A 16986-nucleotide genomic window follows, 5' to 3' on the forward strand; every position below is an offset into this window, starting at 1 on the left:
CGCTCTCCAAAGCTTTGATGCTCACCAAGGGGGCAGGCTAGTCCTTTGATTTTCCTGAGGTCAAGGCCCGATGGCAAGCCTGCACTTCTGGAAGGGTGAATAGGCGACGAAAGGCGATCCCTGCTTCTCGGCAGCGGTCTTCTGCCCCTTCCAGCCGATCCACCAAAGCCAGGATCCCTTCCGCCCGGTAGCCGGCTGCCCGCACCCGTTCGACAGCCTTCAAAGCAGAACTGCCGGTGGTCACCACATCTTCCAGGATCCACACCCGACTGCCTGCCGGCAGTTCTGGCCCCTCGATCCAGGCTTGCGTGCCGTGCCCCTTGGGCTCTTTGCGCACGATTAGGGCGGCTAGGTTGGCAGGCTCAGCACCAAGAGAGGCCAAACTCACCGCCGTCACCAGGGGATCTGCCCCCAGCGTCATCCCAGCCACTGCTTCGGTTTCGGGAGGCAACAGCCGGTGCAGCAGGGATCCCACCCAATAAGCCCCCTGGGGGTGAAGGGTGACCGGCTTGCAGTTGATGTAGTGGGGGCTCTTCTGTCCAGAAGTGAGGGTAAAGGAGCCTTCTCGGTAAGCCAGTTGGGCCAGGAGATATAGCAGTTTCTCCCGCGCTTCTTCTGGGGAAAGGGTCAGGGGAGAGCAGTCAAGAAGCAACACAGCAGGGATCCCCTTGGTTCAATGGCTGGCAAGAAAGATCACTCAGGACATTTCATTATACGGCAAATCTCCACCGAATCCAATCTCCCGTTTTTCGGCTTCACGGGAGGGATCCCTGTCCCACAAAAGATACGCCTGTGTTGGCTGGGGTCGATGTTGCTAAAAAAAGCTGTAGCCTGCTGGATACCTGAAAATCTGTTCAAACAACCACCTGGGGCATCATTTGCTCAACCAACAGAAGCAACGTGTTGGCAACAGAAGCCGGCTCTTGAGCATTCAAAGTGGTGTGGGGAATCGCGCCGTCTTGATTCCCCAAAATTAACAAAATGTCTTCTGGATCCCAGGCATTGGGTTGATCGACGTGGGTGATCCCAATCACGCAGGGGGCACTTGTCCTGGCTTTCATAAAAGATTGAATAGCTTGGGCGTTGCGAAATTGGCCCGGCAAGTGCGCAGGCACCAGAAGAACATAGCCGTGGGCGCGCTTAATTAAAATATCCCACATAAAGTTAAAGCGAGACTGGCCGGGAGTGCCGTAGAGATGCAGCCACATCTCTTCTTCCTCCTCTCCAATTCTCAAGCGGCCGAAGTCCATGCTTACCGTCGTGGTTTTCTTCAGTTCTGCTACCTCGTCTGTTGCTTTGCAATCGGTGTCTACTACCTCAATCTCGCTAATCGTGCGAATAAAGGTAGACTTTCCAGCTCCCACCGGCCCTGTTACAACAATGCGGAGAATATTGCTCATGGTTAGCCTCAGCCGTAAACCCCCAGCGCAGACGGGCCTACTCAATCCTGATTAAGAGGAAGCCAAGCTGTTAGCCCCGGTAGCAATCAAGCGCTTAAACAAGGCCTCGCTCATGCCTGTTTCCTGTTGCACGGCGTTATAGGCCACCTCAAGGTAAGCTTGCTCAATAAAAGAGAGGTCAATCATACAGACCTTGCTCAAGCTGGTGCGCAACTGCTCAGGCTTGCCTTCTTTCACCAACCGCCGACTGACCTCCTGCACAACTGTGGCCATAGCAGGCACAACATGTTGAGGGCCGATCCCAACGCGCACATGAACTATGCCAATCTTCCAGCGCCGCTCAGCGTATTGTGGCCCCCAGTTATCCATGCCCGTAAACATTTCCTTGAACCAGTCGGCAAAGGTTTGGCCCAGCCGCTGCCGGTTGTGCTTGGCTATCACTGCCGCCATTTCGGCATCGCGATCCAGATAGCCGTAAAAGGCGTCTGACATTTCCGCCGCGATACTGCCGCCCCAGTCGGCGCTTTGCTGCAAAATTTTCTTGTCATCATCTGTGAATTGCGTGCGCGAGATCAGGACTTGGAGCAGCTCAGAAGGTTTAATGGCCATACTTCCCTCAACGTCAGGACAGAATCAAAAACTTAGCCTCCACATTTGATTTTCTTACTTCATTGCCTCTGCAATGCTTGCCGCGACTCGCTTAATTTCCAAAAAGAGCAAGCCTTGCTTGACTTCATGGCTGGCAATTGTCAGCAAGACGGCATCGGGGCCACAACTGGTTAAAACCCCGTATCCTTTTTCCCCCTGTACAAAAACTCTCTCTATGGCTCCGCGCCCTAGCTCTCTCCCAATCCGTTCGCCCAAAGAAAGCATGGCAGCCGACATAGCAGAGGTTCTCTCTTCATCCATACCCACAGGCAGTGTGGAAGCTAAAGGTAGCCCGTCGGGGGTGACCACTGCTGCTCCCTGGACTTCCGGTGTGTTGGCAACATAGCTCTGGAGGATCGCCTGCAAAGAGGACAGATTAGCCATCCTACATCTCCCTGCTGATTCACTATTTCTAATGTTTCTACCCGAAAACCGAAAACATGACTGCAAATATCCCTATGCTTTTATTTTTCGCGCATGCCCTTGAGGAGGGTGGCTAATCGACTGACCAGAGAAGGCTTAACCGGGCCGCTCTCATCCTGAAGACTAGGCACCTTTGCCCCCAGCCTCTCCCTCACCGGCTCGGGATTCACCTCCTCAGCAATCGACTTGGACAGCTCCCAGTGACCAGACCGAGCCAGAACCGTTGGCCCCTCACAAGGGCTGATCAACCCCAGCTTCGCCAGACGGGCGCAGGCATAGCGCACCTCCAGCAGGTCTGCCCCCAGTGCTCGAGCCAAAGCCGTCAGCTTGCGGGAAGGCGACACCTGCTCCAGGATCCCCCACTCCAGCGCAGAAAGTTTGAACAGAGGCAGTTCGGTGCTGGTACGCCAAAAGCAGCTATCGGGTTCGGGCAGGTCTTTTTCGGGCTGCTGCTCTAGCTTGAGCTGCTGCAGGGCTTCCAGGACGGCAGCGGTGGCGCTTTTGCTGAGGCCAGTCATTTCTCGGTAGGGCATGGGCACGTTGGGCAGGAAGCTGAACTGGCCGGATTCGAGGGCGAAGAGGCTGTAGAGGCCGGTTTGCAGTTGATGGCGGAAGAGCTTGGCCAGGGCTGCTGGGGTAATCAACCCTTGCCGCTGCAGGCAACGTCCCAAGGGCTCCTCCAAGCCACAAAAGGAAGCCAGCTTCTCGACTACCCGCTCGCTCACCAAGCCAGAGTGGGCCAGCAGGCTCTCCAGGCGGTGTTCTTCTTGGGGGGGTAGGGCGGCAATGACCCGACCTTGGTAAAACCAAATCCGGTAAATACCTCTGGGCGCCCAGATACAGAGCTGTCCTGTTTTGCTGCCTCTCTCGATCAGCTGCAACAGATCGGGCAAGGAAAATTCTTGGAGGTCTCCAACTATAGCCATAAGAATTTTTTGAACCTCCACTTCGATGGAATGGGCGAAAAATCAATGCTTCAGTGATTTTTTAGACATCCCTATTCTTGTACATGGACTCTCGGTCAACAATCGTGTATCTACGACCGTGTTTTTTTTAGCTCGATACTCTGCCCGCTAGCAATTACACTGACCGTCCGGGAAAATCTATCATGGAGTACAATCAGAATACGATCAGGCGGTACTCTCAATCCTCTCACAGAAGGCTTCTGGTTCGCTTTGTTTCGGCCTTGGCCTGGATCATGTTGCTTTGTAAAGTAAAACCCCTATTTTTGCTTTCTCTTTGAACAGAAGTTAGATAAAAGTTAGCAGGATCTCCCAACTTCTTTACAAAGCCAGAGGATTGTTCTCCCTCTGTCGGTTTGCCTCACTTTTCGCGCATGCCCTTGAGGAGAGTGGCTAATCGACTGACCAGAGAAGGCTTGACCGGGCCGCTCTCATCCTGAAAACCGGGCACCCTTACCCCCAGCCTCTCCCTCACCGGCTCGGGATTCACCTCCTCAGCAATCGACTTGGACAGCTCCCAGTGACCAGACCGAGCCAGAACCGTTGGCCCCTCACAGGGACTGATCAACCCCAGCTTGGCCAGACGGGCACAGGCATAGCGCACCTCCAGCAGGTCTGCCCCCAGTGCTCGAGCCAAAGCCGTCAGCTTGCGAGAAGGCGACACCTGCTCCAGGATCCCCCACTCCAGCGCAGAAAGCTTGAACAGAGGCAGTTCGGTGCTGGTACGCCAAAAGCAACTATCGGGTTCGGGCAGGTCTTTTTCGGGGCGCTGGTCTAGCTTGAGCTGCTGCAGGGCTTCCAGGACAGCAGCGGTGGCGCCTTTGCTCAGGCCGGTCATTTCTCGGTAGGGCATGGGCACGTTGGGCAGGAAGCTGAACTGGCCGGATTCGAGGGCGAAGAGGCTGTAGAGGCCGGTTTGCAGTTGATGGCGAAAGAGCTTGGCCAAATCTACGGGCGAGATCAACCCTTGCCGCTGCAGGCAACACCCCAGAGGCTCCTCCAAGCCCCTAGCGACCAACTGGCTGACCACCTGCTCGTCCACCAAGCCAAAGCGCGTCAGCAGGCTTTCCAAACGATGTTTTTCTTCAGGGGTGAGGGCGGCGACCACCCGACCTTGGTAAAACCAAATCCGCTGAATGCCATTGGGTGCCCAGATGGATAATTGCCCTGCTTTCTTACCCTTTTCCATTAAATGCAACAGGTCGCATAAGGAAAATTCCTGAAGATCTCCAAGCATCGCCATACTTTTGCTCCCTTCACCGCTGCAAGATGCGCTTTCTCAGTATTTTCACGGTTTTTGCTTTGCTAAGTAAGAAACCAGAAGATGCGCTTACAGCTTGGTTTCGGTCTAATCTTACAACCAAATCCTCAAAAGTTAAAGCGGATTAATCTTTTTAATCAAATGTAATCGAAGTTGCCGAATTTTTGGCTTGGACGCAGCGGAAATTGTGTCAGAAGCTCAGTAAAACCTCGGAAGACTTAACGATCGATACTTAGTCATTCGTAATTTTTAACACTTTTTTAGCTGCGGCTACTCGAAGATCTACGGGGTACAAAAGTTCGCCTCAAGAGGAGTGAATTGAGGATTACACTGAGGGAACTCAAGGCCATGAGACCCCCAGCGATTGCCGGGCTAAGCCCAATGCCAAAGGGGGGTAGGAGCACGCCTGCTGCCACTGGGATCCCTACCAGGTTGTAGCCGACAGCCCAGAGGAGGTTCTGCTGGATCTTGCGGAAGGTGGCGCGGCTGAGGCGGATAGCTTCCACCACATCCCAGAGGCGGTTGCGCATGAGGATGATATCGGCGGTTTCTAAGGCCGCATCAGTGGCTGAGTGCAGGGCGATGCCCACATCGGCTTGGGCCAAAGCCGGAGCGTCGTTAATGCCATCTCCCACCATGGCAACTCTCTGGCCTTGGGTCTGCAGGTCGCGGATGACTTGAGCTTTGTCTGCCGGGTGAACCTCGGCGATAACGCGGAGACCTGGCACTTGCAGAGCCTCAGCCACCTGGTGGGCCACCTCCGCCCGATCGCCGGTTAGCAAAACCACCTGCAGGCCCATTTTCCGGAGCTGTTGCAGCGTTGCCTGCGCATCGGGCCGCAAGGGATCCTGGGCTGCCAGCAGCCCCACCAAGGATCCCCCTAGAGCCACGCCCACCACCGTTTTGCCGGCTGCCAGTAGCGCCTCGGCCTGGGCCTGCGCCTCTGGGGAAATTGGGATCCCCAAAGCAGCCAGCCCATCCAGGGATCCCAATACCACTGCCTGCCCTTCCACTTGGGCGGCGACTCCTATCCCCGGCTGGGTTTGAAACTCGCCGGCGGAGAGCAACGGCAAACCCTGGGTGCGGACGGCTTGCAAAATGGCTTGCGCCAGAGGGTGGCGAGTGCCGCTTTCCACTGTGGCCGCCAGTTGGAGTAGGCGATGGGGATCCAAAGATGGGTCAAGGCTGAGACAGTCCGTCAGGTGGGGATCCCCTTGGGTGAGGGTGCCGGTTTTGTCGAAGACCACCGTTTGCAAGCGATGGGCTTTCTCCAGAACATCTCCCCCTCGGATGAGCAAACCCCGCTCGGCTCCCAAGCCAGTACCCACCAGGATGGCCATCGGCGTAGCCAACCCCAAAGCACAGGGGCAGGCCACCACCAAAACCGCAATGGCCATCTTGAGGCTGCTGAGCAGGGGTGTGGGGTGAGGGGGATGGTCACCCAGATGCAGATGGGCGTGCAGGCTGAACCCCGCCAGGACGAAGTGCTCCGCACCGCCGCTCCCCCAAAGCGGGATCCCAATCCAGTACCAGAACCCAAAGGTGAGAATGGCCAGCGTGACCACCCCATAGGTGAAGTAGCCCGCCACCTGGTCGGCTATCCCTTGGATGGGGGCCTTGCGAGCTTGGGCCTCTTCCACCAGGCGAATGACCTGGGCCAAGGTGGTGTCTTTCCCGGTGCGCGTCGCCCGGCACAGCAGCAACCCCGATTGGTTCAGCGTTCCCGCCACCACGGGATCCCCCGCTTGTTTCAGCACCGGCAAGGGTTCCCCTGTCAGCATCCCCTCGTTGACCGTGGCCTGGCCGGCAATGACTTCTCCATCCACCGGGATCTGTTCGCCGGCCCGCACTTGGAGCCAATCCCCCACTCGCACCTGTTCGACAGGGCACCATTCTCCGGTTTGGGATCCCAGATCCAGGTTCCCCTCTGGGCTGGAAGCCAGAGATCCCGCCTTCTCTGCAGGCTGAACCCGCCGAGCCAAACTGGGACACAAGCTCACCAGCGATTGCAGGCTGCTGGCCGCCCGCAGGCGGCTGTGCTGTTCCAAGGCCCGTCCCAACAGGATGAAGCTGAGCATCATGACGGGCTCGTCGAAAAAGCACTCCCAGCCCACCTGAGGGGCCAACAACCCCACCAGACTGGCCAGGTAAGCGGATCCGGATCCCAGGGTGACCAGGGTGTTCATGTTGGGGGCCAGCCGCCGTGCCCCTCTCCAACCATCCAGGACAATGCCGCGAGCTGGGCCGACAAAAGTCAAGGTCGCCAAGCCCCAGTGCAGCCAGACATCATTAAGGAGGGGCAAGCCCAGACGGGCGAAGAGATCCAAGTGTCCGGCGGCAGAAATCAGCAGCAAAAAAGCGGCGGTGAGCGCTTGGCGAATGTGGTGTCGGGTCTGCTGTCGCTGCCGAGAGAGGGGATCCGCAGGCACATCCAAGGCTTCTTCCCACCCACCGGGAGGGGAAGAGGGATCTTGAGAGTGCTCCGCACCGCTGACGCGAACGGAACTCCCGCCGGAGAGGGCCTCACCCTCTGAACTGTAGCGGCTGGGAAACCCTGCCTCTGTCAAAATCTGGGCTAGGTGCTGCGGGTCGGGCCGGATCCCAGGGGCAAATTCCACAAGGGCCGACTCGGTAACCAGGTTAACGCTGGCCTTGACCACCCCCGGCTGTCTCAGTAGAGCCTGCTCGACAGTGCGGACGCAGCCGGCACAACTCATGCCCCCCACCTGGAGAATCAGGGATCCCGCCTGAGAAGGCGCTGTGGGCCCATTCTGGTCAGCCGGATCCCTTGGCCTGTCTGCCTTATGGGCCTTATGGGTCAGAGTGCTCCGCACCGCTGACGCGAATGCATCTGGGATGGCCATCTTTGTTCTCCCGTGGTTAACAGCCCCCTCGCCCTACTGGCCAGTTATGTAGCGGTAGGACAGGGCTCTACATCCCATTTTTTGCCAAACTCAATCGTAGGACTGGGATCCCGGCAATCTGGGCAAGGGTACGGGTTAGGCAGCGCGGGCAGGCGGGGACATAAAGCTGGGGGGAATGGACTCGGGAACATACCTTTGCAAAATATCCTCGATGGTCTGCATCGCTTCCGCATCCAACGACCAGCCCCAAAGGCCGGATATTGCCTCCAGATGATAGGGCTTGCGTGCCCCCCACAGCGCCACACTCACCCCCGGTTGATCCAGCAGCCAGCGCACCGCCAACTGGGCCAAGGTCTTGGCATAGCAATCCTGAGCAAACCGGCTCAATGCCTCTGCCGCTTTTAGGTACTGGGAGTAGCGCGGTTCAACAAACTTGGGATCGATCCCGGCGCGCATGTCCCCTGGGGGGAAGGTGGTTTGCGGCGTCATCCGTCCGCTCAGCAGACCTCGGCAGAGGGGACTGTACACCAAAGTGTGAATGCCGTGCTCTCGACAGTAGGGCAAGACCTCTGCTTCAATCTGCCGCTCGAACAGGTTGTAGGGGGGCTGGGCGGTGTGCAGAGGAGCCACCTGGCGAAACCGATCCATCTGTTCTGGGGAAAAGTTGCTGACCCCAATGGCGCGGATCTTGCCCTGCTGCAGCAACTGCCCCAGAAACGCCGCCGTTTCTTCGATCGGTTCCAAGGGATCCGGCCAATGAATTTGGTAGAGATCGATCACATCTGTTTGCAAGCGGCGCAGAGAATCCTCCAGTTCTTGGGCCAAGCGAGGCAGGCTGGAGTTGCGCACCACTTTGTTGTTTGTCCACTCCAGTCCCGCTTTGGTGGCGAGAACCACCCGATCGCGGCAACCTGAGTCTTTGATCGCTTGCCCCAGCACTTCCTCCGAAACACCCAGTCCGTAGATGGGAGCGGTGTCGAAGGTGGTTATGCCCAAATCAATGGCTTTGCGAATCGTGGTGTAAGATTCCTGGCGGTCGGAAGGGCCCCACCAGCCGCCGCCCATCGCCCAAGTGCCCAGGCCCACCCGGCTCAACCTTAGCCCTGCATCTGCGAGGGTGACGAACTCCATGGCTGCTCCTGCTGAACCCCGATCCTCCCACTGTGGCCAGGGATCCTCTCCAAAAATCTAGCAGACATTGCTGACAGCAGCCGAGGTTGCGTGAACGACCCAAGCCTGTGACCGGGGTTGGAAGGAGAGGAGAGGCTTTTGACTCTGCTGTTGTAAGGAACTGAATCGATAGGATCCCATTCAAGAGCTGCAGCGTCTCTCAACCCAGAACTTTTGCGAGGAATGGCTCCATGAAGCCCACTTTTCTTGTCTCTACTGTCAGCTCCGTCGGTATGGCTCTCCTGTGGGGATCCCTTCTGGCTGGAAGGGCTGCCCAAGCGCAGGTGATCACCCCTCTTTTCCCCTCTGGAACTCCCATCCCCGTCGAACCCTTGCCCCCCAGTCCCGATATTCCCACCCTGCCCATCGTGCCGGATCCCCGGCCTGTGCCGGCAACCCCTGCTCCCCAGCGACCGCTGCCCAGGGGGAGTTTTGAGGAGATCAGCCGCTACTTCCGCGATCTCAACCGCGCCAAAAACCTGGCCCGCCAAGCTGCCGAGATCGCCAATGGGGGCCTGCAGCGCTATCGCGCCGAAGCTTCCATGCACGGGGCAGCCATTGACTCGCCGTTTGAAGAGTTTGAAGACGCCTGGATCTTCACCTTCCGGGGGGGAGAGCCCGGCTTCGTCCAGCCCAGCATCGAAACCCAGGTGCGGGTAGACAGGCGCACCTTTCAAACCACCATCCTCTACAACGGCCCCATCCGCTCTCTGCGCTAAGGGATCCCTGGCATAATCAAAAAAAGGCAAGGGATCCAAGCTATGACCAAGTTTGTCTTCGTCACGGGCGGAGTGGTCTCCAGCATCGGCAAAGGCATTGTAGCGGCTAGCTTGGGTCGCCTGCTCAAATCCCGCAACTACACGGTGTCGATTTTGAAGCTGGATCCCTATATCAATGTGGATCCCGGCACCATGAGTCCCTACCAACATGGGGAAGTGTTTGTTACCGACGATGGCGCCGAGACGGACTTGGACTTGGGCCACTACGAGCGCTTCACCGACACCAACATGTCCAAGCTCAACAACGTTACCACCGGCGCCATCTACCAGGCGGTGATCCACAAAGAGCGGCGGGGGGATTATCAGGGCAGCACGGTGCAGGTGATCCCCCATGTTACCCAAGAGATTAAAGAGCGGATCCGGCGGGTGGCCCGCGAGACCAACCCCGACGTGGTGCTGGTGGAGGTGGGGGGCACGGTGGGAGATATCGAGTCTTTGCCCTTTTTGGAGGCCATCCGCCAATTTCGCAAGGATGTGGGCCGGGCCAACGTGGCCTATGTGCATGTTACCCTGGTGCCTTTGATCAAGGCGGCAGGGGAGATGAAAACCAAGCCCACCCAGCACTCGGTGAAGGAGCTGCGCTCTATTGGTATCCAGCCGGACGTGTTGGTGTGCCGCTGCGAACAGCCATTGCCCCGCGGGATCAAGGAGAAGATCTCCGAGTTTTGCGATGTGCCGGTGGAATGTGTGATTCAGGCTCAGGATGCCCCCAGTATCTACGATGTGCCTTTGGTGCTCGAGCAGGAGGGGTTGGCGCAGCGGGTTTTGGAGATCCTCAACCTGGATCCCCAGCAGCCCGACCTGCGGGAGTGGGAGCTCTTGGTGAAGCGGCTGCACCACCCCCAAGAGCGGGTGGAGATTGCCATTGTCGGCAAATACGTGCGCCTTACGGATGCCTATCTTTCGGTGGCCGAGGCCCTGCGCCATGCCGGGTTGGCCCTCAATGCCGGTGTCACCCTGCGCTGGATCTCTTCTGAGGAGATCGAAGAGCGGGGACCAGAGGCATTGCTTTCCGGCGTGGATGGGGTAGTGGTGCCAGGGGGGTTTGGCAATCGCGGCATCGAGGGCAAGGTGGCTACCATCCGCTACGTGCGCGAGCAAGGCATTCCCTTCCTAGGGCTGTGTCTGGGCATGCAGTGCGCGGTGATCGACTGGGGATGTCACATTGCCCACCTGGAGCGGGCCAACAGCTACGAGTTTGACCCCGATACCCCCCACCCGGTGATCAGCCTCTTGCCGGAGCAGAAAGATGTGGAAGATCTGGGAGGAACCCTGCGGCTGGGCCTCTATCCCTGTCGCATCATGCCCAATACCCTGGCGGCCAAGCTGTATGGCGAGACCATCATCTACGAGCGCCACCGCCATCGCTATGAGTTTAACAATGCCTACCGCAGCCTTTTTCTGGACTCTGGTTATATCATCAGCGGAGTCTCGCCGGATAACCGCTTGGTGGAGATTATCGAGCTGCCCAGCCACCCCTTTTTCATCGCCACCCAGTTCCATCCGGAGTTTCGCTCCCGCCCCAACCGCCCCCACCCCCTCTTTTTGGGGTTGATCGAAGCTGCCCTGCGCAGCCGCCCTCAGCCTCACCCCCTGCAGTTGCAGAAGATGGGCTAGTTGACAGATCCCTTGTCCAAAAGTGGGGGCACGCCTCTGGTCCTGGTTCTGCAGAGCTTTGCTGAACATAAACTGCTGCGGAATCCTGGGTTTCGCCTGTGGAGCAGCCGTGGCCTACTGCCTAAAACGAGGTCATCCAGTCCGCCAAAATTTCCTGTCGGCGTGGATGGCGCAGTTTGCGCATGGCTCGTGCTTGAATTTGTCGGACGCGCTCTCGAGACAGGCCGAAGAGCTGACCAATTTCGGAGAGAGTGTGCAGGTGGCCATCTTTCAGCCCATAGCGGAGCTTGAGGATTTCTTGCTCTCGGGGGCTGAGCTGCTCCAGCATCTCTTCCAGTTGGGCAGACAGCAGGTACAAGTCCATTTGGGATTCGGGAGTGGGGCCGTTGGCGGCCTCGATAAGCTGCATCAGCTCCGTATCTTCCTCTTTGCCGACCGGAGTATGCAGCGAAAGAGTTTGGCGACCGGCTTCCAAGAGGGTTAAGAGAGCGTCCAGCTTGTCGGGGGAAATCTCCAGAGCTTTGGCAATCTCTGCTTGGGTGGGGCGACGGTTTAGGGCTTCGGTCAGATCTCGCCGGATCCGCTTCACCTGGTTGAGCTTTTCTACCATGTGCACCGGGATCCGCACCAGGCGCCCCTGATTGGCAACGGCGCGGGTGATCCCTTGGCGAATCCACCAGTAGGCGTAGGTGGAAAACTTGTAGCCGCGTTCGTACTCAAATTTTTCCGCGGCTCGGATCAGGCCAATGGTGCCTTCTTGAATCAGATCCAGAAACGGCACACCGCGATTTAAGTACTTTTTGGCAATCGAGACCACCAGGCGCAGGTTGGCCCTAACCAATTCCCGTTTCGCCCGTTCCCCGGCGGCTCCCCCCTCTGCAATCAGCCGTCCCAATTTCACTTCCTGCTCGGCATTGAGGAGTGGGTAGCGAGCCATTTCCCGCAAAAATACGCCCACTGAGTCTTCCGAAAGCGAGGCTTGAGTTGCCCGGCTGCCGGGTTTGCTGAGCCGTACCTCAACCCGCTTCAGTGGAGGAGGAGAGTCCTGAACAGCTACATTCGTCCCATTTGGTTGAGATTTCATACAAACTCACATCCACAAGCGGATGTTGGAAACTTTGCTTGGATACAGGACAGAACCGGTTGACCCTTCAGCAAACCCAGCTCCCTGCGGACCTAGGGCAGAGATCTCATCGGATTTCAAGAGGCTACTCGGTTTCTCTTCTCAGAAGGTTCAGAATTTAGCTTTTGCTAAGGTGGGGCGCAGGCCAAGCACCCCCGTGATGGTAACGGTCAGCATCCGGTAGGATTGTTAAACTGACTACAGAGTTGACCTTGTTTTGCAGTACACCATGCCACGCCAACGGAAGAAGTCGGATTTGCCCAGCAAGATTTGTCTCACCTGTCAGCGACCCTTCACCTGGCGCAAAAAGTGGGCCGACTGTTGGTCGGAGGTGAAATACTGTTCTGAGCGGTGTCGCAATCATCGCCCCAAGGGATCCCTGCCTGCTTCCCGGCAAGACGGTTGGGACGGATAATGTTGTCGTTGAGACCAGAACACAGGGGTTTGGGCCCGTCGGAGTTGGTGATGCAGTTTCTCAAGTGGCTGTTGCACAATCCCCACGAGACGGAAGAGGAGGATCCCTTTTTGCGGGCCATCACCCGCCTGGAAAGCCTGATCTCGAAGCTGCTTTCAATTTTGATGATCGGGCTAATCACAGTAGCAGTGGTGGACTTGGCCCGGTTCTTGGTGGCAGATTTGTTGATGGAGCCAACTGGGTTTTTCTCCACCACTTTAATCGAGATCTTCGGCCTCTTTTTAAATATTCTGATTGCGCTGGAAATTCTAGAGAACATTACCGCCTACTTGCAAAAGCAGGTGGTGCAGGTGGAGCTGGTGATCGTCACCTCTTTGATTGCGGTGGCCCGCAAGATCATCATTTTTGATTTCGAGAAGCTGGGGGGGTTGGAGCTCATTGGCTTGGGGGCAGCGACGTTGGCCCTCTCGGTGAGTTATTGGCTGGTGCGGCGAGCCAAGCCTCCATCCAAGTCCGGGGAAAATTAGGCTAGGACAGAATCCTGGTACGATGGGGATGGAGCTTTCCTGCAAGAATTGTGCGTGCGCGATCTAAGTTGGCCAGCCTGGTGAAGTTAGCTGTGCTGATGGTGGTGCTTTGGGTGGGGCTGAGTGCTCTCCCTGTCTTGGCCCGCCCGCATTCTTCTCGCGATTTGCTCCTGGCACAACAATTGGGCAAACCCGTGAAAACCTACAACAGTCCCCCGCCGATGGTGATCGACCCGGCCAAGTCCTACACGGCCACGATGGAGACCACCGCCGGCACAATGGTTCTGGAGCTGTTCCCGCAAGAAGCTCCCCTCGCCGTCAACAATTTCGTCTTTTTGGCCAACGACCACTTCTACGATGGTGTCATCTTTCACCGCGTGATCCGCGGCTTCATGATCCAGGGCGGGGATCCCACGGGTACAGGGCGGGGTGGGCCGGGCTACCGCTTTCCCGATGAGCCGGTGCAACGTCCCTACAGCCGCGGCACTTTGGCGATGGCCAATGCTGGCCCCAACACCAACGGCAGCCAGTTTTTTATCATGCATGCCGACTACCCGCTGCCGCCCAACTACACGATCTTTGGGCAATTGATCGAGGGAGAGGATGTGTTGGATAAAATTGCAACGGCTCCCACCGGCCCCCAGGATCGCCCGCTGAATCCAGTGGAGATCCAGTCCGTTCGTATCTCGGAATCCAATTAGGTTGGGCCACTCCGGTGGAACAGTTTGGTTGAATTAACTTGGCCTCTGGCCCCATTTTTGCAACTTGCCCTCAGGGGGACTCAGGTATGGAGTTCGCTAGGCCCCGGCGAATGTCCCCCCGCATTCTGGTTCTGGATTTTGATGGTGTGCTCTGCGATGGGCGGGCGGAGTATTTTGCTTCCTCCTGCCGCGTTTGTGCTCAGGTGTGGGGCCTGGCTCCTGCTCAGCTAGAGCCGCTGCGTCCTGCTTTTGACCGTCTGCGCCCGCTGATCGAGACCGGCTGGGAGATGCCTTTGTTGTTGTGGGGGCTGCAGCAAGGGATCCGGGAGGAGGACTTGCGCCAAGACTGGCCGGGCTGGCGTCAGCAGTTGTTGCAGCAGTCAGGGATCCCTGCCCTCTCTCTAATCCAAGCGTTGGATCGGGTGCGGGATCGTTGGATTGAAGAGGATCTGCAGGGGTGGCTGGGGCTACACCGCTTTTATCCGGGGGTGGCGGCCTGGATGCGCCAGCTTCAGGCTGCAGGGGAGCCGCGCTTGGCCATCCTCAGCACCAAAGAGGGGCGGTTTATCCAGCAGCTCTTGGGTCGAGAAGGGATCCAACTGCCACGCCACCGCATTCTGGGCAAGGAGGTGCGCGCCCCCAAAGCCACTACCCTCCAGCGGCTGCTTGCTGCTGCCCAAGTGCCACCCGCTGAGCTGTGGTTTGTGGAGGATCGCCTGCAGACGCTGCGCCAGGTGCAGACGGTGCCGGAGCTGGAGCAAGTTCTCCTGTTTTTGGCCGACTGGGGCTACAACCTGCCGGAGGAAAGGGAAGAAGTCGCGCGGGATCCCCGTCTCCGCTTGCTCAGCCTGGAACAGCTTTGTCAGCCCTTTGACCGTTGGATTGCTTCTCCTCCCCCGCCGCGCCTTTCGATTAGTCCCGCCAGCTGGGAAGACTTGAGCCAGACTCGGCCCACCCCTGGCCGGAAACGCCCGGAAGCCGGTTTGGCCTCTCTGGTGCTGACCTTGGTGGAGCTGTTGCGGCAGTTGATGGAGGCGCAGGTGGTGCGGCAAATGGAGGCCGAGCGCCTTTCTGCAGAGCAGATTGAGCGGGCCGGCAGCAGCCTACAAGCCTTGCGGGAGCAAATTCGACAAATCTGCAGCCTGTTGGAGATTGACCCGGCGGATTTGAACCTGGAGCTCGGAGATCTGGGCACCCTCCTGCCCCGCCAGGGGGACTACTACCCCGGACAACCCCACCGCGAGGGATCCCTGCTGGAACTCTTGGATCGGCTGATCCACACCGGCATCGTCATCGATGGGGAGATCGACCTGGGGCTGGCGGACTTGGATCTGATCCACGCCCGCCTGAAGTTGGTGCTCACCTCCAGCGCCAAGCTCTACTGAGCCTGTAGATTGAGAGCGCTGATGGAGACGATTGGGAGAAGAGATGCCTGAAGCGGGGAGAGAGACCAGAAATCGCGGTATGCTGGCTGTGGATCCCCTTAATCTCTCTTCATAGTCTTCTCCTATGGATGTCTTTGCCCCAACCGGAAACCTGTATGCCGGTGCCATTTGGCCGGAAGTGGTGGTTACCCTCACCCTCTTGCTCGTCTTGGTGGTGGATTTGGTCGGTGGTTCGGCGGCGCGCAAAAGTCTTCCGGCCCTCTCCATCTTTGGCTTGATCGGGGCCTTGGTGACCTTGGTGTTGCAATGGCAGCAGCCCCAGTTGGAGAGCTTCTTGGGCAGCTTTGCGGCGGATCCCATCAGCATTCTCTTCCGTGGCCTGGTGGTGGGGACGGCGGTGCTGACGGTGATGATGGCAGAACGCTACATCGCCCAGTCGGGAGCCCCCACAGGCGAGTTTTATGTGTTGCTGCTCACGGCCACCTTGGGGGGCATGTTCCTCTCCGGGGCGACGGACTTGATCCTGGTGTTTGTATCTCTGGAAACCCTGGGCATTGCCAGCTACCTGATGGCCGGCTACACCAAGCGGGATCCCCGTTCTTCGGAGGCAGCCCTGAAATATCTCTTGATCGGGGCCAGCAGCACGGCCATTTTTCTCTACGGCATGTCGCTGCTCTACGGCCTTTCGGGTGGGCAAACGAAGCTGGAAGCCATTGCCTCCTCTATGGGGGATGCCGGCTTGGCAGGGATCATCGCTTTGGTCCTCTGCATTGGTGGTATCGGGTTTAAGTTGGCGGCAGTGCCCTTTCACCAGTGGACTCCTGATGTCTACGAGGGATCCCCAACGCCGGTGGTGGCCTTTTTGTCAGTGGGATCCAAAGCAGCAGGCTTTGCCTTGGCGGTGCGCTTTCTGGCCACCGTGTTTCCGGCCATGACGGAAGAGTGGCGGGCGGTGCTCTCGGTGCTGGCCATTTTGACCATGGTGCTGGGGAATGTGGTGGCCATTGCCCAAACCCGCCTCAAACGGCTGCTGGCCTATTCTTCCATTGGACAGGCGGGCTTTGTTTTGATCGGCTTGGTGGCGGGCACTGAGGCCGGCTATGCCAGCTTGATCTTCTACTTGATGGTCTATTTGGCCATGAACTTGGGGGCCTTTTTGTGCATCACCCTGTTCAGCCTGAAGACCGGCACCGACGAAATCAACGAGTACAGCGGCCTTTACCAGAAGGATCCCTTCCTCACCCTGTGCTTGAGCATTTGTTTGCTCTCCTTGGGTGGGTTGCCGCCTCTGGCGGGCTTCTTCGGCAAGCTGTATCTGTTCTGGGCCGGTTGGCAGGCGGGGGCCTATACCCTGGTGTTGGTGGGGTTGGTCACCAGTGTTATCTCCATTTACTACTACGTGCGGGTGGTGAAAACGATTGTGGTGAAAGAGCCGCAAGAGATGTCGGTTTCGGTGCAAAATTACCCCGAGACCAACTGGCAGGCAGAAGGTATGCCTGCTCTGCGGGTCGGTATGGTGTTGACTCTGGTGGCCACCATCTTTGCCGGGATTCTCTCCAACCCCTTGTTTACCTTGTCCATCCAGGCGGTGGAGCAAAGCCCGTTCTTAGGGTTCCCGACAGCACAAGCGCCCATTCCAGAGTCGGCGAGTCTTCAGGTGGCAGTCGATGGATCTTTGGGTTCATTGACTCAGCCCAGCCAAGGGTAGTCT

The 16986-nt window shown here is 58.0% G+C and carries 16 protein-coding genes; 7 read left to right on the forward strand and 9 right to left on the reverse strand.

Features of this window, described 5'->3' with window-relative positions; all coding sequences use genetic code 11:
* Positions 1–37: 37 nt before the first annotated feature.
* The 8 genes from pyrE to ACVWZG_RS07110 form a co-directional block, all read right to left on the reverse strand.
* Entirely contained in the window at positions 38–655 is a 618-nt protein-coding gene (gene pyrE / locus ACVWZG_RS07075; RefSeq protein ID WP_457406157.1) for an orotate phosphoribosyltransferase, read from the reverse strand.
* A gap of 199 nt (positions 656–854) precedes the next feature.
* Complete coding sequence (locus ACVWZG_RS07080) at positions 855–1400, reverse strand: GTP-binding protein (protein ID WP_457406154.1); 546 nt, start codon at positions 1398–1400, stop codon at positions 855–857.
* 51 nt (positions 1401–1451) lie between these two features.
* The gene (locus ACVWZG_RS07085) at positions 1452–2009 is read right to left on the reverse strand and encodes a protoglobin domain-containing protein (RefSeq protein WP_457406152.1); all 558 of its coding nucleotides are present in this window, start codon (positions 2007–2009) and stop codon (positions 1452–1454) included.
* Positions 2010–2063: 54 nt separating this feature from the next.
* Positions 2064–2432: a roadblock/LC7 domain-containing protein gene (locus ACVWZG_RS07090; RefSeq protein ID WP_011433098.1), complete on the reverse strand. Its 369-nt coding sequence runs from the start codon at positions 2430–2432 to the stop codon at positions 2064–2066.
* 80 nt (positions 2433–2512) lie between these two features.
* Positions 2513–3397 (reverse strand): DUF4388 domain-containing protein, encoded by an 885-nt coding sequence (locus ACVWZG_RS07095; protein WP_457406150.1) that lies wholly within the window; start codon positions 3395–3397, stop codon positions 2513–2515.
* 397 nt (positions 3398–3794) lie between these two features.
* Positions 3795–4622 (reverse strand): DUF4388 domain-containing protein, encoded by an 828-nt coding sequence (locus tag ACVWZG_RS07100; protein ID WP_457406148.1) that lies wholly within the window; start codon positions 4620–4622, stop codon positions 3795–3797.
* A 332-nt stretch (positions 4623–4954) separates the two neighbouring features.
* The gene (locus tag ACVWZG_RS07105) at positions 4955–7558 is read right to left on the reverse strand and encodes a heavy metal translocating P-type ATPase (protein WP_457406146.1); all 2604 of its coding nucleotides are present in this window, start codon (positions 7556–7558) and stop codon (positions 4955–4957) included.
* Positions 7559–7693: 135 nt separating this feature from the next.
* Positions 7694–8689, reverse strand: coding sequence for an aldo/keto reductase (locus tag ACVWZG_RS07110; RefSeq protein WP_457406144.1), 996 nt, complete (start codon positions 8687–8689; stop codon positions 7694–7696).
* 230 nt (positions 8690–8919) lie between these two features.
* Between ACVWZG_RS07110 and ACVWZG_RS07115 the strand changes: the two genes are divergently transcribed.
* Together ACVWZG_RS07115 and ACVWZG_RS07120 are read left to right on the forward strand one after the other, a co-directional pair.
* Positions 8920–9447 carry a hypothetical protein gene (locus tag ACVWZG_RS07115; RefSeq protein WP_414329187.1) on the forward strand — a complete coding sequence of 176 codons (528 nt, stop codon included), beginning with the start codon at positions 8920–8922 and terminating at the stop codon, positions 9445–9447.
* Positions 9448–9489: 42 nt separating this feature from the next.
* On the forward strand, positions 9490–11124 hold the full coding sequence (locus tag ACVWZG_RS07120) for a CTP synthase (protein WP_457406142.1): 1635 nt from the start codon (positions 9490–9492) through the stop codon (positions 11122–11124).
* Between the two features lie 121 nt (positions 11125–11245).
* Here the strand turns inward: ACVWZG_RS07120 and ACVWZG_RS07125 are convergent, their stop codons facing one another.
* Positions 11246–12208: a sigma-70 family RNA polymerase sigma factor gene (locus ACVWZG_RS07125; RefSeq protein ID WP_457406139.1), complete on the reverse strand. Its 963-nt coding sequence runs from the start codon at positions 12206–12208 to the stop codon at positions 11246–11248.
* A gap of 268 nt (positions 12209–12476) precedes the next feature.
* On the opposite strand from ACVWZG_RS07125, the gene ACVWZG_RS07130 reads away from it, so the two are divergent.
* The 5 genes from ACVWZG_RS07130 to ACVWZG_RS07150 all read left to right on the forward strand — a co-directional run bounded on the left by ACVWZG_RS07130 (position 12477) and on the right by ACVWZG_RS07150 (position 16983).
* Positions 12477–12662 (forward strand): DUF2256 domain-containing protein, encoded by a 186-nt coding sequence (locus ACVWZG_RS07130; protein WP_041437321.1) that lies wholly within the window; start codon positions 12477–12479, stop codon positions 12660–12662.
* Between the two features lie 50 nt (positions 12663–12712).
* Positions 12713–13189, forward strand: a complete 477-nt coding sequence (locus tag ACVWZG_RS07135; RefSeq protein WP_457406136.1) for a phosphate-starvation-inducible PsiE family protein — start codon at positions 12713–12715, stop codon at positions 13187–13189.
* 221 nt (positions 13190–13410) lie between these two features.
* On the forward strand, positions 13411–13890 hold the full coding sequence (locus ACVWZG_RS07140) for a peptidylprolyl isomerase (RefSeq protein WP_011433087.1): 480 nt from the start codon (positions 13411–13413) through the stop codon (positions 13888–13890).
* A gap of 110 nt (positions 13891–14000) precedes the next feature.
* Positions 14001–15275: a gas vesicle protein GvpJ gene (gene gvpJ / locus ACVWZG_RS07145; RefSeq protein WP_457406133.1), complete on the forward strand. Its 1275-nt coding sequence runs from the start codon at positions 14001–14003 to the stop codon at positions 15273–15275.
* A 124-nt stretch (positions 15276–15399) separates the two neighbouring features.
* Entirely contained in the window at positions 15400–16983 is a 1584-nt protein-coding gene (locus ACVWZG_RS07150; RefSeq protein ID WP_457384346.1) for an NAD(P)H-quinone oxidoreductase subunit N, read from the forward strand.
* Positions 16984–16986: the final 3 nt, after the last annotated feature.

Source organism: Thermostichus sp. OS-CIW-33, from assembly GCF_054059615.1.